This is a genomic window from Actinacidiphila rubida, assembly GCF_900110255.1.
GTDB lineage: Bacteria > Actinomycetota > Actinomycetes > Streptomycetales > Streptomycetaceae > Actinacidiphila > Actinacidiphila rubida.
Genome location: NZ_FODD01000002.1, coordinates 1 through 13,079, shown reverse-complemented (window position 1 = coordinate 13,079; position 13,079 = coordinate 1). Strand labels below are relative to the sequence as shown.

Here is a 13,079-nt window from a genome sequence, read left to right as displayed (position 1 = left end):
GGTCTCACTCATCGGTAGTGCGGGGTTGTTCGGTGTGGACGGCCGCCGAGGCGGCCTCGGTGGACAGGACGTCGTAGGCCCGCTCGACGAGGTCGGCGAGATCGGCGCCGGACCCTGCGTGATCGCCCGGTGCGTGCGGGCCGCCGTGCTCGTCCGGGCCGCGGGCCCAGGCGCGCAGGGCGGCGGTCAGCACGCCCGCCGCGGCCTCCACGACGACGGCCGGGCGCAGGTCCCGGACGTCGTCGGTGCCGAGGCGGGCCGCGATGATCCGGATCGACTCCTCCTGGGCGTCGACGCGGATGCGCTCGTACGCGGCGAACAGCGTCGGCTCCTCGTCGAGGAGGCCGACGATCCGGCGCATCCGCGGGCGCAGGTGGCGCGCGGGGGTGTGCCGGTCGGCCAGCCAGGCGCGGACGGCCCGGCGGTAGGCCACCAGGGGCGGCTCACCGGCCGGCCGGGCGCGCAGCAGTTCGTTGATCCGCTCGCCGTCGTCGCGGACGAAGCCGAGGGCGGCGTCCTCCTTGCCGGTGAAGTACCGGCTGAAGGTGCGCCGCGTGACGTCGGCGCGTTCGGCGATCGCCTCCACCGTGGTGGCGGCCAGTCCCCGCTCGAGGATCAGGTCCACGGCGGCGGTGGCGAGCGCCTCGCGAGTGCGGCGCGCCCGCAGCAGGCGCCGGTCCGCGACGGCGGCGGTGCCCGGTTCGGTTTCGTCGGCGTCCATGTCCCCGACCGTACGCCGCGATGTCCCCATGGGACATCTTTCCCGATGAGACATATGTCCCACCGGGACATGGGGTGGGCCGTGGTCGTCGGCCGTGCCTCAGCCGTCGCGCGGGCGGGCGGGCGCGCGCATGTCGTGCCAGCCGTCGAGGTGCGGACCCTGCGCGCGCTTGGTGCCTTCGTGGGCGAAGCCCGCCCGGGCGGCGACCCGGCAGGAGGGTGTGTCGGCCGTCGAGTGGGCCAGCTCGATGCGGTGCAGGCCGATCGTGGGTCCGCAGGCGCCAGCGACGGACGGCCGCGTTGCGGCACGCGTCCTTGCCCGGACCGGGGAGGGGCCCGAGCGCCGCGGGGGGATCCGGCCGGCGCCGGGGAAACGCGGCCGGCGGCGGCGCAGTGAATGCGCCGCCGCCGGGCCGGATCTCGTCAAGTGAGGCCGGGTCAGGCCTGCTTGACCGCGGAGATGTCGAAGGTCAGCTTGACCTTGTCGCTGATCAGGACGCCACCGCCCTCGAGTGCCGCGTTGTACGTCAGACCCCAGTCGCTGCGGCTCACGGTCGCGGAGCCGTCGAAGCCGACACGGACGTTGCCGTACGGGTCGATGACCTGGCCGTTGAGCGTCAGGTCGATCGAGACCGGCTGGGTGATGCCCTTGACGGTGAGGTCACCGTGCATCCGGTACGTCTCGTCGTCGACCTGCTCCGCCCTGGTGCTGCGGAAGGTGATCTCGGGGAACTCGTCCGCCGCGAAGAAGTCGCCGTTGCGCAGGTGCTCGTCGCGCGCCGCCAGCGCGGTGTCGATGCTGGCGACCTTGATGGTGAGCTCCGCGCGGGACGCCGACGGGTTGGCACCGTCGAGGTGCAGCGTGCCCTCGTAACCGGTGAAGCGTCCGCGGATGGTCGTGACCATGGCGTGACGCGCCGAGAAACCGATCTCACTGTGCGTGGTGTCGATGACGTAGTCACCGGTCAGGTGCGTCAGATCGGCGGCGGTGACGGCGGCGGCCGGGGCAGCGGCGGCGGGGGTGGCGACGGCGGTCTTGCGGGTGAACAGGCCCATGATGTGCTCCCTGGGGGACGGGGTTGGTTCGCATTTCAACCAGCCGCCCCTTTGTCCCATTCCGCCGGAACTGTCGTCTTTGCGTGATGCCGGTCACCCCGCGTGGGCCGCGGCGATCGCCGGGCGCCGTCACCCGCGGCCGGGTCCGGCGCCCGCCGCCCGGTCCGGCCGGTCGCCCTTCGACCAGGTGGACTCGCGGATCGGACGCGCTCCTGGGCCGTCCGAGGTGCGGCATTGCGCTGACCAGGCGAAGCGCCGCCCGTGTCATCCCGCGTCCAGGCCGGCCCCATCGGCCCGCAGGCGTCCCGCGGGGTTCGTGCCGGGGTCGGTCCGGCGCCAGGGGGCTGGGGAACTGGGGTGTTTCCAGGGTTCGAGGGCGTGCGTGCGGGTGGTGTGCTGACGGCAGCGGCTCGCTCCCCGGCCCGGGGCACCGGAGCCGCGCCCTGCCGCGCCCGCTTCCCGACCAGCCCGAGAAAGGCGTCACGCCATGAGCGGTCCGACCCCCGTCCTCTTCATCCACGGCCTGTGGCTGCACAGCACGTCCTGGCAGCCCTGGATCGACCTGTTCCGCGCCGAGGGGTACGAGCCGTCCGCGCCCGGCTGGCCCGGTGACCCCGAGAGCGTGGAGGAGGCCCGGCAGAACCCGGAGAGCATCGCCGACCACGGGATCGACGACGTCGTCGCGCACTACGCGGCGATCATCCGCGGGATGGACACGCTGCCGATCCTCGTCGGGCACTCCTTCGGCGGGATGATCGCGCAGAAGCTCCTCGGGCAGGACCTGGCCCTGGCCGCCGTGGCCATCGACGCCGCCCAGATCAAGGGCGTCCTGCCGCTGCCGCTGTCCGCGCTGCGCTCCACGCTCCCGGTGTTCAAGAACCCGGCGAACAAGCGCCGCGCCGTGTCCCTGACGGCCGAGCAGTTCCGCTTCTCGTTCGGCAACGCCGTCAGCGAGGACGAGTCCCTGGCGCTGTGGGAGCAGTGGACCATCCCCGCGCCGGGCAAGCCCCTGTTCGAGGCCGCCGCGGCGAACTTCAACCCGCACTCGCCCGCGGAGGTCGACACCGCGAACTCCGGGCGCGGGCCGCTGCTGCTGATGTCGGGCGGCAAGGACCACACCGTCCCCGAGACCGTCACCCGGGCCACGCTCAAGCAGTACCGGCACTCCGAGGCCGTCACCGAGTTCATGACGTTCCCCGACCGCGGGCACTCGCTGACGATCGACGGCGGCTGGCGCGAGGTCGCGGGCGAGGCGCTGGCCTGGCTGCGGCGGCAGGACCTGGCAGGCCGGCGGTGACCGCGCCCGCCTACGATCTCGGACTGGCCGGGCAGAGCGCCCTGGTCACCGGCGCCGGGCGCGGCATCGGCCTGGCCGTCACCGAGGGTCTCCTCGCGGCGGGCGCCCGGGTCGTCGCCGGCACCAGGAACCGCACCGGGGAACTCGACCACCTGGTCGAGGAGGGCGCCGAGTTGACCGTCGTTGAGGTCGACCTGGCCACCCCCGACGGTCCGGCCGCCCTCGTCGACGCCGCGGTCGCCGCGCACGGCGGGCTCGACGTCCTGGTGAACAACGTCGGCGCGGTACGGCCGCGGGTCGACGGCTTCCTGGCCACCACCGACGCGGACTGGGACTGGACGTTCACCGTCAACCTCATGGCCGCCGTACGGGCCACCCGCAGCGCGCTGCCGCACCTGATCGCGGCCGGCGACGGCCGGATCGTCACCGTCTCGTCGGTCAACGCACGCCTTCCCGACCCGCTGGTCTTCGACTACAGCGCCGCCAAGGCGGCCCTGTCGAACTTCTGCAAGGCGCTGTCCAAGCAGGTGGGTCCGCAGGGCGTGCGGGTCAACTCGGTGAGCCCGGGGCCGGTCGAGACGCCGCTGTGGAAGGGCGCGGGCGGCGTGGCCGCGACCGTCGGCGCCGGCCTGGGCCTCGATCCGGCCGCCGTCGCCGAGACCGCCGCGGCCGACGCGGTCACCGGCCGGTTCACCCTGCCCGCCGAAGTGGCCGACCTGGTCGTGTACCTGGCCAGCCGGCGCTCCGGCAACGTGACCGGCGCCGACTTCCTCATCGACGGCGGCATGACCGACGTGCTCTGACCACGCCGTCCCGCACCACGCACCACGCCTGAACCGTCGCTGAACCGACCGCGCACGCCCCCGTGCGCGCACCGCCCTCAGGAGCCCCCGTGATCAACCACTTCCCGACCTTCGAACCCACCCCCGAGCGCGAGCCGTTCTGGTTCCTCGGCGGGCAGACCAGGATCCTGCTTCCCGGGTCCGCGACCGGAAACGCCATGAGCGTCATGGAGTTCTCCGACCCGATCGGCCACGCGCCCCCGCAGCACGTGCACGAGAACGAGGAAGAGCTCTGGTTCGTCCTCGACGGCGAGGTCTCGTTCTACGTCGGCGACGACCGGCACGACCTGACGCCCGGCCAGTTCGCGTACGGCCCGCGCGGCGTGCCGCACAGCTACCTGGTGCGCTCCGACGAGGGCGCCCGGATAGCCGTCGTCTTCAGCCCGGCCCTCATCGAGGAGTGGTTCAAGGTCAACGGGACCCCGGTCGCCGAAGCCGGGGACGTCCCCCCGGCGTTCGACCTGGCCGCCGTCGTGGGCTCGGCCGAGACCTTCCGCCTGCGCGTCACGGGGCCGCCGCCGACCCTGTGAGCTCCCCGGCCAGGTCACGACGGCGGCGCGGCCCGCCGGACGACCCGGCGACGACGCGATGACGACGCGATGACGGCGCGCCGGCGGCACCACGCGGACACGCGCGGTGCCGCCCGCGTCGTTCCCGGCCCCGGTGCCCGAAGGCGCCCGCCGTCCACCCGGGACGGGCCGGGAGCCGCCGTACGGACGCGCGGCCCCCGCCAGCCCGGCAGCGCTCGTGTTCAGGCGGCGCTCAGGTTCTTGCCGAAGTACTCCGCGAGCTTGTCGACGGCCGGGCCGATGTACTCCTGCTTGTCGTACAGGTCCACGTGGCTGGCCCCCGCGATCCAGTGGACCTCGGCGGGGCCGGTGGCGCGGCGGTGCGCCTCCAGACCCATCCACGCGGTGACGGCGCGCTCGCCCAGGAGCTGCAGCATGGGCCGCGGGCCGATCAGCGGCACCGCGTGGAAGACGTCGCTGGAGGCCATCCGGTCGACGCTCTCCCACGCCAGGAACTTCGCGGAACGCTCGTGGTACCCGCGGGCGCCGCAGTAGTACTCCCAGCCCTCCACGCCGTGCGCGCCGCCGAGCGCCCCGGCCTCCTCCGCGGTCGGCGGGAACATCGTCATCACCCCCGGGTCCTCCCCGCGGGCGGCGGCGCTGCGGGCCTGCGCTGCGGCGTCCAGCAGGGACTGGAAGACCTCGGGGGACTGCGTGCCGTCGGCGCCGTAACGGAACTGGCGGGCCGGTTCGGCCGTGCTCACCGTGGCCACGGCCCGCACCCGGTGGTCGCCGCCGGTCGCGGACAGCGCGTAGCCGCCCGACGCGCACACCCCCAGCAGGCCGATGCGCCGCGCGTCGACCTCCTCACGGGTGGTCAGGTACGAGACGGCGGCCTTGAAGTCCTCGACGCGCTGCGCCGGGTCCTCGAGACCGCGCGGCGAACCACCGGACTCGCCCTGGTAGGCCGCGTCGAACGCCAGCGCCACGAAGCCGCGTTCGGCCAGCTGCCCCGCGTACAGACCTGACGTCTGCTCCTTGACTCCCGTGCCCGGGTGCCCGACGACCAGCGCCGGCAGCCGGGCGCCCCCGGCTCCCTCCGGCAGGTACAGGTGCGCGGCCACCGTGATTCCCGCGCTGTCGAACGTCACCGATGTCCTGCTCATGTTCATGACTCCTCGCTCTGCCCGTCGGGCACTGGGTCCTTCGGTCCCCGGCCGGGGACCGGCGGCCGTGCGGACGTGTGATCCGCCCGTGTCCAGTTTTCGTCCCGGCCGGCCGATCACCGTCAGTCAAATGACGGATCGCCGACGAAGCAGTCATTCGGGCCCATAGCGCACCGCGGGGCGCAGGCGACATGAGGATGACGTGTCCGCTCCGTCGCGCGTCCGCCGCCCGGCCCGGCCCGGCCGTCCGGCGCGGCGGCCCGGCACCGTGCCGGGCCGGCCCGCGAGGCGACGGCGGGAGATACGCGCCGCCGCATATGTTCCTTGTCGTGGGGTTCGGCGGAGTTCCCCCGCGGACGGGACGGAGTCGGGGTCGTGGCGCTCGCTCGGTGGGCCGGCGGTAGTGGCGCCGGGCGGGTCGCTGGGGCGCCGGCGGCGTCCGGAGGGCCCGGGTCCTGGGCGCCGCTGCTGGCGGTGTGCGCCGGGTACTTCATGGTGATCCTGGACGTGACGGTCATCAACGTCGCCGTGCCGGTGATCGGGCGGGAGCTGTCGGCGTCGCTCACCGGGATCCAGTGGATCACCGACGGGTACACCCTCGTCTTCGCGGGGTTCCTGCTGACCGGTGGCGCGCTGGGCGACCGGCTGGGCAACCGCCGGGTCTTCTGCTGCGGCGTCGCGGTGTTCACCGCGGCCTCGGCGGCGTGCGCGCTCGCACCGGACTCCGCGTTCCTCGTCGTCGCCCGGCTGGTGGAGGGGCTGGGGGCGGCGCTGATCGTGCCCGGTTCGCTGGCCCTGCTCCAGCAGGCCTACCCCCGACCGGCCGCCCGCTCGCGGGCCTTCGGGCTGTGGGGGTCCATGGCGGGGATCGCCGCCTCCGCCGGCCCTCTGCTGGGCGGGCTGCTGGTCTCCACCGTCGGCTGGCGCTGGGTGTTCCTCGTCAACCTGCCGGTCGGCGCGGCCTGCCTGGTGCTGACGCTCCGGCACGTGGCGCGTTCGCCCCGCCACGCGTCGCGGACGCTGGACTGGCCGGCGCAGTGCGCGGTGGTCGCGGCCGTGGCGCTGCTGACCGCGGCGCTCAACGAGGCGGGGCGCCGCGGCTGGTCGGATCCGGCCGTCCTCGCGGGGGTCGGCCTGGCGGTGCTGGCCGCCGCCGCGTTCTGGGTGCGCGAACGGCTGGCGCGCTCCCCGGTCCTTCCGCTGAGCCTGCTGCGCTCGCGTGCCATGAGCGGGGGCGCCGTCATCGGTCTGCTCTTCAACTTCGGGTTCTACGGCATGGTGTTCACCGCGAGCCTGGAGTTCCAGCACCAGCGCGGCTTCGGCGCGCTGCGGACCGGGCTGGCGCTGTTCCCCGCGGTCGCGGTGACGATGTTCGCGTCCGTCCTGTCCGGGCGCCTGGCCCGCCGCACCGGTGACCGCCCGCTGGTGGTCTGCGGCATGCTCGTGGCCGCCCTGGGGCTGGCCGGCTGGGCCGTGGCGGGCGCCGAGGCCGCGTATCCGCTGCTCGTGGCGCCGATGATGGCGGCGGGCTTCGGCACGTCCTTCGCCCTCACCGGCTCGACCACCACGGTGATGGGCGCCGCGCCCCCCGGGTACGCGGGTGCGGCCTCCGCGCTGTTCAACACCACGCGCCAGGTCGGCAGCGCCACCGGTGTGGCCCTCGGCGGCAGCCTGCTCGCGTCCGCCGCCGGCTACAGCTCCGGTGTGCGGACCAGCATGGCCGTCGGCGCCTTCGCCTACCTGACCGCGGCCCTCCTCGCGTGGAGTTGCGTGCCGGCGGCCTCCGAACGTCCGTGACGCGCCCGGGCACCGCGCGTTCCGCCCCCCCCGGTCAGCCGCCCGCGCCGGGCGGGTACCGGCAGCTGACGCAGGAACGGCCGTGGGCCCGGCCGGCGGTGCGGCGGGCCCACGGTCGTCAGGCGAGTGATGCGCTCGGGGTCAGGGGAAGGACACCACGTTGCTCGGGGTGGTGTTGGAGGCGGTGACCGCTCCGGTGTCGTTGATGACGTGGGTGATGGTGCCCACGCCGCCGAGGGAGACGGTCAGGGCGTCGTGGAACTTCACGCCCGCGGTGTTGGGGACTTCGAACGCGTGGTAGTTGTTCACGGCCGGGTTGACGTTGAAGTAGCAGTAGCTGCCCAGGCCCCACGCCTCGTGCGTGGTGACGTTGGCGCCGACCTTGTAGGCCGCGTAGCCGTTGACACCCGACGAGCTCATCCAGGCGGCCTGGTTGGGCGGGTCGTACGGGTTCTCGTTCTGGAAGAAGATCGTCCGGCCGCCCTGGCCGTTCCACACCACCTCGTACTTCTGGTAGTGCTCGACGAACAGACCGTCCGCCAGCACGTTGGCGCCGTTGACGGTCAGTCCGGTGTCGGCGGTGTTGGTGGTCCAGCCGACCGTGCCGGAGTTGCCGTGGTCGGCGCGCCAGGCCCAGATGTGGTCGATGATCGTGTTGCTGCTGTTGACGACCAGGCTCTGGGTCGCCTTGCCCGCGACCTCCCCGCCGATCCGGAAGAACACGTCCTGGATCGTGGTCGGGTTGGACGCGTGGCTCGCCGAGGAGCCGGACGGCCCGACGGTCAGCAGGGCCTGCGAGTTGGTGGTGCCCGCGTCGAACAGCAGGCCCTTGACCCGGACCCCGTCCACGTCGGCGACCTGCATCGCGTTGACGCCGTTGTCCGGGACGAAGGTCGGGTAACCGACGCCCAGGACCACGGTGTTGGCCTTGGTGACGTTCAGCGTCTGGTTCAGGTGGTACACGCCGGGCGTGACGAACAGGTTGCAGCCCTCGGCCAGCGCGTTGTTGATGGTGGCCGCGGTGTCGCCGGCCTTGACGACGTAGAACTGGCTCATCGGCAGCGAGCTGCCCGGGGTGCTGCCGCTCGCCCAGCTCGGGCCCGAGGCGTTGGTGCGCAGGCTCGGCAGGAACACGTGGTACTTGCCGGAGCTGTCGATGTACAGGTACGGCACGTCACGGGAGACCGGGGTGGTGCCCAGGGTGGTCTCCGGCGGGTTGGGGAACGTGGTGGCCGGGGCGCCGTTCACGCCCGAGAACACCATGTTCCACACGCCGCCCGCCCAGCTGCCGAGGTTGCTGTCGCGGGTGTACCACTGCTGCTGCGACACCGACGCGGCCTGGCCGGTGACCTTGGTGTCCGCGATGTAGCCGCCACTGGCGTAGCCGTAACTGGCCGGGTAGAGGGCCAGGTTGCCGTGCACGTCGATGCGGCGGAACGGCGCGGCCTGGGCGACGGCCCAGCGGTCGGTGCCGCTGGAGGGGTTGATGGCGAGGTTCTCGGCCGAACGCCAGAAGTTCTGCGTGGCGTTGCCCGCGTCGGAGGCGTTGAAGGCGTCCACGGTGACGTCGCCGTTGATGGTGACGTCGTCGGGGTTCTGCCCGAGGCCGGCCACCGAGGTGTAGAAGCCGACGTTGTCCTCGACGTTGTAGGTGCCCGGCTTGAACAGGTCGGCCACCCGGTTCTCGCTGAACTGCGCGGTCTGGGTGTCCTTCATCTGGTTGAACTGGGAGTCCAGTTGCGCCTGGATGGCCGCGTTGCCCATCGACGGGTCGAAGACGTGCACGTTCGAGCCGAAGTCCGGGGTGTCGGACTGCGCCGGGCAGGACGCCGGGGTGGTGCCGATGGTGTACGTGGCGCTGGCCACGGCCGAGTCGGTGGATCCGGACTTCACCGCGATCGCCTTGAGCGTGCTGGTGCTCGCGACGTTGATCGCGCCGCTGTACGCCGGGGAGGAGGCCGTCGGCGTGGAGCCGTCGGTGGTGTAGTGGATCGCCGCGCCCGAGGTGCCGTCGGAGATCGTCACCTGCTGGGCGGAGGTGTAACTGCCGCCGCCCGGGCTGAAGGTGGGGGTGGCCACGGTCCCCGGCGGCGTCGTGGTCCCACCGCCCTGGGTGTACGTGAACTGCGGGGTGTCGTACTGCGGGCCGTTCTTGGTGTAGGTGAACGAGTAGGTCAGCACGGACCCGCTGGACAGCCCGCCGACGGTGTACGTCCAGGCCGAACCGGACGCCGCCATCTGCACGTTCTGCTGGTTCGCGCTGTTCACCAGGTAGTGGATGATCACGTAGGACGACGTCGAGGTCGGTGTGAACGTGACCTGGGCCTGGGCGCTGCTGGTCTGGGCGACGCTCTGCGTGTAGTCGGAGGAGTCCGCGGACGCGGTCCCGACTGTCTCGGACAGACCGAGCAGTCCGGCCAGCAGCAGGGCCAGCGCGCCGAGCGCGGCGACGACCCGCCGTCTGGCCCGCGTGGCGTGACCGGGTCGGCTCCCGGTGAGGGATGTACGCATGAAGTGGGGGGTCCTTTCACCCGAGTTCATGAACTGAACGTCGAGGCGGCGCGGATTGTGGGGGTAGATCGCGCTCGTTCCCTTGTGATGAGCTGAAGCATTCCTGTTTCCGCCTCTGAATCGTTTTCAGAGAACGCTCTCAATCTGTGGTTCAAGGGGCCATGGATCCGTAAGGCAGTGTCAGGTGGCCCCGGCCGACCGTCAAGAAGTCGGACGGGATTGCTTCTACGGCTTCCGCGCCCCTGCTTCCCCAACCGCCCGCGTGAGCCGCTACATTGACCCTCTTCAGACCTGGGGGGGTTCATGCGTACCGTCCGTAGCGCTGCCGTCGGCGCCGTTCTCGGCCTGGCGGCCGCCACCGGCCTTGCCGCCGTCTCCGCGCCGCAGGCTTCGGCATCGACATCGGTCACGAGTCCCGTGGCGCGCTGCCCGAAGGGGAAGCTCTGCCTCTTCGACGGCCTGGACGGTACCGGTGCCGTCGTCGGCTACACCGGCAGCCAGATGTCCCTGGGCACCTGGGCCGACCGGGCGCGCTCCTACGTGGACCGGACCGGGTACACGTACTTCTGCCCCAACCGCTCCGCGCAGTACGCCGATCCCGAGAAGTGGGTCATGAGCGGGAACGACGCCGTCGTCAACCTGAACGGCCTGGACGTCGACCGGCACGTCCGGTCCTTCCTCCTGACCAGCAGCCGGCGGGAGTGCGAGACGGGTGTCGAGTACTTCACCTGGCGCTCCGACGACGCCTCGGTCACCCGCGCGGCGAAGCCGTTCGGCGACCTGAACGGCGACGGGCACACGGACCTGCTGTTCCGTTCGCCCGCCGGGCGCCTGTGGTTCCTCAAGGGCGACGGGAAGGGCACGCTGATCGGCGGCGGATGGAACGCCATGACGGCGCTGACCCGGCACGGCGACCTCGACGGGAACGGCACCGAGGACCTGCTGGCACGGGACACCGCCGGCGTGCTGTGGTTCTATCCCGGCAACGGCAGGGGTGCCTTCGGCGCGCGGGTCAGGATCGGCGCCGGCTGGAACACGATGAAGCGGATCACCGCGGCCGGCGACCTCGACGGCGACGGCAGGGGCGACCTGCTGGCCCGGGACTCCGCCGGGGTGCTCTGGCGCTACCCCGGCAACGGCAGAGGCGCCTTCGGCGCCCGCAGCAGGATCGGTGCCGGGTGGAACATGTACACGTTCCTGCTCGCACCCGGCGACGCCGACGGCGACGGAACGAACGACCTCTACGGCTTCGCCCCGGACGCCTACGTCTTCTACTCAGGCCTCGGGAACGGGCTCTTCCAGAAGGTCTACGGCGACGTGGGCCTGGAGAGGACGGACACCGCGTACTGACGCGACCGCGGGCGGTCCCGGGTCACTCGAAGAACTTCAGGCCCCATCCCGTGCTGCTGGTGGCGCCGGGCACGTCGGCCCTGGTGTAGGTGGTGCCGCCCCACCAGCAGAAGCTGCCGGTGAACCAGTAGCGGTTGGACCAGGAGTACGGGGTGCCCTTCGGGACCGCGGTGAACATCAGGGGGAACGTCGGGCCGGCCGGCGGGCTGGTGCCGATGTCACCGTCGAGCAGCACGAAGCTGTGGCTGCCGGGGCCGTCGACGTGGAGCGTGGGGTCCCAGCCGGACATCATCGTCGCCGCGTGCGAGCCGAACAGGCAGCCGTTGGACTTGTACCAGTCCCACACGTACGTGGGGTCGCCGCCCGGCCGCAGCCGCAGATCGGCCATACAGTACTGGTCGCTCCAGCTTCCGTTGGCCGAATAGACGATGTGCAGCTGGCCGTTGGGGTCCTTGATGGCGGCCGGCGCCTCGTTGATGTACGGGTTGCCGACCACCCGCTCCCAGCTCTCGCGCGGCTGGGAGATGACGAAGCGCGCGCCGGTCGGCGTGGTCGGGCTGCTCATCCGGGCGAGGTAGAGGTTCTGCTCGACGTTGGTGTCGCCCGCCCAGCCCGACCAGACGAACCAGCGCTGGCCGCCGAAGGTGAACATGTTCCCGTCGATGGCCCACTTGCCGTCCGGCAGCGCCAGCTGGGTCTCGGCGCCGTACCCGCTGTTCGCGGTGGCGGAGCTGATCACGTACATCCGGTGCGCCGCGCCGGTGCCGGCCGTGAAATAGATGAAGTACCGGCCGCCGTCGACCACGATTTCCGGCGCCCACACCTCACCGCGGCCCTTGGCGTCCGACCAGACCGTGTGGGAGGCCGCGGCCCCGAGCGCGCCGGGGGAGGACGCCTCGCGCACCGCGATGCCGCCGCCGGCGGACTCCGCGGAGATGTAGGTGCCGCCCACCCGGATCACGCTCGGATCGGCGTTGTGGACGGTGGTCTGCGATGCCTGGGCGGGTGCCGGGCACAGCAGTGAGAGCGCGGCGGCCAGGCCGCCGGACAGGGTGACCGCGAGCGCGCACCGGAGCCTTCTCAGAAGTGTCATCGACCCACAGATTCCACAGAGGCTGTGAACATGTCAACCGTATGAACCCAGGTTGTCCGGCTCCGGGGGGCGCCGTGCCGGATTTCCCTTTCGTTGGAACATGTTTTATTGATACGGACCTTGACGCTCAAATGAACACGACCTCACACTGTCGCCCAGTCTCCCGGACCGTTCGGCCCCCACGCCCCCGGGCCGGGAAGCCCCAATGAGCTGTCCCGCCCCCCACTGGCGAAGGACCACGCCGTGCATCGACACCTGAGACTCCTCCTGCCCTTATGGCTCCTCGCGCTCCTGGCCGCCGCCCTGTCCGTCGGCGCCGGCCAGGCCCGGGCCGCGACCACCACCACCGTCACCGTGGACGGAACGCAAGGCGGCCGCACGTTCGACGGGATCGGTGCGATCAGTGGCGGCGGGGGCAACTCCCGCCTGCTGCGCGACTATCCGGTGGCCCAGCAGTCGCAGATCCTGGACTACCTGTTCAAGCCGGGGTACGGCGCGAACCTGCAGATGCTGAAGCTGGAGATCGGCGGCGACGCCAACTCCACCGACGGCTCCGAGCCTTCGGTCGAGCACACCCGCGGCCAGGTCAACTGCGACGCCGGGTACGAGTTCTGGCTCGCCGAGCAGGCCGAGGCCCGCAATCCGTCGATCAAGCTCTATGGGCTGGCGTGGGCCGCCCCGGGCTGGATCAACGGCGGGTTCTGGTCGACCGACACGATCAACTACCTGATCTCCTGG

At 72.0% G+C, this 13,079-nt stretch carries 10 protein-coding genes and 1 pseudogene; 6 read left to right on the top strand and 5 right to left on the bottom strand.

Features of this window, described 5'->3' with window-relative positions; translation table 11 throughout:
- Nucleotides 1–4 precede the first annotated feature (4 nt).
- Together BMW99_RS01715 and BMW99_RS01710 are read right to left on the bottom strand one after the other, a co-directional pair.
- Nucleotides 5–721, bottom strand: a complete 717-nt coding sequence (locus BMW99_RS01715; protein WP_075016107.1) for a TetR family transcriptional regulator — start codon at nucleotides 719–721, stop codon at nucleotides 5–7.
- A 437-nt stretch (nucleotides 722–1,158) separates the two neighbouring features.
- The gene (locus tag BMW99_RS01710) at nucleotides 1,159–1,776 is read right to left on the bottom strand and encodes a YceI family protein (protein ID WP_069467193.1); all 618 of its coding nucleotides are present in this window, start codon (nucleotides 1,774–1,776) and stop codon (nucleotides 1,159–1,161) included.
- Nucleotides 1,777–2,263: 487 nt separating this feature from the next.
- Between BMW99_RS01710 and BMW99_RS01705 the strand changes: the two genes are divergently transcribed.
- From BMW99_RS01705 to BMW99_RS01695, 3 genes are all read left to right on the top strand, one after another.
- On the top strand, nucleotides 2,264–3,073 hold the full coding sequence (locus tag BMW99_RS01705; RefSeq protein ID WP_069467194.1) for an alpha/beta hydrolase: 810 nt from the start codon (nucleotides 2,264–2,266) through the stop codon (nucleotides 3,071–3,073).
- The gene (locus tag BMW99_RS01700; RefSeq protein ID WP_075016106.1) at nucleotides 3,070–3,876 is read left to right on the top strand and encodes an SDR family NAD(P)-dependent oxidoreductase; all 807 of its coding nucleotides are present in this window, start codon (nucleotides 3,070–3,072) and stop codon (nucleotides 3,874–3,876) included. Before BMW99_RS01705 ends, BMW99_RS01700 begins: the two co-directional genes overlap by 4 nt.
- A gap of 89 nt (nucleotides 3,877–3,965) precedes the next feature.
- Nucleotides 3,966–4,445 (top strand): cupin domain-containing protein, encoded by a 480-nt coding sequence (locus tag BMW99_RS01695; RefSeq protein ID WP_075016105.1) that lies wholly within the window; start codon nucleotides 3,966–3,968, stop codon nucleotides 4,443–4,445.
- 221 nt (nucleotides 4,446–4,666) lie between these two features.
- Here the strand turns inward: BMW99_RS01695 and BMW99_RS01690 are convergent, their stop codons facing one another.
- The gene (locus BMW99_RS01690; RefSeq protein ID WP_075016172.1) at nucleotides 4,667–5,590 is read right to left on the bottom strand and encodes an alpha/beta hydrolase; all 924 of its coding nucleotides are present in this window, start codon (nucleotides 5,588–5,590) and stop codon (nucleotides 4,667–4,669) included.
- A 492-nt stretch (nucleotides 5,591–6,082) separates the two neighbouring features.
- On the opposite strand from BMW99_RS01690, the gene BMW99_RS01685 reads away from it, so the two are divergent.
- Nucleotides 6,083–7,387: an MFS transporter gene (locus BMW99_RS01685; protein ID WP_069465437.1), complete on the top strand. Its 1,305-nt coding sequence runs from the start codon at nucleotides 6,083–6,085 to the stop codon at nucleotides 7,385–7,387.
- Between the two features lie 141 nt (nucleotides 7,388–7,528).
- Here BMW99_RS01685 and BMW99_RS01680 read toward each other — a convergent pair whose 3' ends face one another.
- The gene (locus tag BMW99_RS01680; RefSeq protein ID WP_079138716.1) at nucleotides 7,529–9,898 is read right to left on the bottom strand and encodes a chitobiase/beta-hexosaminidase C-terminal domain-containing protein; all 2,370 of its coding nucleotides are present in this window, start codon (nucleotides 9,896–9,898) and stop codon (nucleotides 7,529–7,531) included.
- A 303-nt stretch (nucleotides 9,899–10,201) separates the two neighbouring features.
- On the opposite strand from BMW99_RS01680, the gene BMW99_RS01675 reads away from it, so the two are divergent.
- Entirely contained in the window at nucleotides 10,202–11,248 is a 1,047-nt protein-coding gene (locus BMW99_RS01675) for an FG-GAP-like repeat-containing protein (RefSeq protein ID WP_079138717.1), read from the top strand.
- 22 nt (nucleotides 11,249–11,270) lie between these two features.
- On the opposite strand, the gene BMW99_RS01670 is transcribed toward BMW99_RS01675, so the two are convergent.
- Complete coding sequence (locus tag BMW99_RS01670; RefSeq protein ID WP_075016103.1) at nucleotides 11,271–12,341, bottom strand: glycoside hydrolase family 43 protein; 1,071 nt, start codon at nucleotides 12,339–12,341, stop codon at nucleotides 11,271–11,273.
- A gap of 243 nt (nucleotides 12,342–12,584) precedes the next feature.
- Between BMW99_RS01670 and BMW99_RS01665 the strand changes: the two are divergent.
- Nucleotides 12,585–13,079: pseudogene (locus BMW99_RS01665) on the top strand (galactosylceramidase); the annotation flags it as partial.

What these genes read in the sequence shown, in the direction of transcription:
- BMW99_RS01715 (WP_075016107.1), bottom strand. Translation starts at nt 721, where the DNA reads ATGGACGCCGACGAAACCGAACCGGGCACCGCCGCCGTCGCGGACCGG.
- BMW99_RS01710 (WP_069467193.1), bottom strand. Translation starts at nt 1,776, where the DNA reads ATGGGCCTGTTCACCCGCAAGACCGCCGTCGCCACCCCCGCCGCCGCT.
- BMW99_RS01705 (WP_069467194.1), top strand. Translation starts at nt 2,264, where the DNA reads ATGAGCGGTCCGACCCCCGTCCTCTTCATCCACGGCCTGTGGCTGCAC.
- BMW99_RS01690 (WP_075016172.1), bottom strand. Translation starts at nt 5,590, where the DNA reads ATGAGCAGGACATCGGTGACGTTCGACAGCGCGGGAATCACGGTGGCC.
- BMW99_RS01685 (WP_069465437.1), top strand. Translation starts at nt 6,083, where the DNA reads ATGGTGATCCTGGACGTGACGGTCATCAACGTCGCCGTGCCGGTGATC.
- BMW99_RS01680 (WP_079138716.1), bottom strand. Translation starts at nt 9,898, where the DNA reads ATGCGTACATCCCTCACCGGGAGCCGACCCGGTCACGCCACGCGGGCC.
- BMW99_RS01675 (WP_079138717.1), top strand. Translation starts at nt 10,202, where the DNA reads ATGCGTACCGTCCGTAGCGCTGCCGTCGGCGCCGTTCTCGGCCTGGCG.
- BMW99_RS01670 (WP_075016103.1), bottom strand. Translation starts at nt 12,341, where the DNA reads ATGACACTTCTGAGAAGGCTCCGGTGCGCGCTCGCGGTCACCCTGTCC.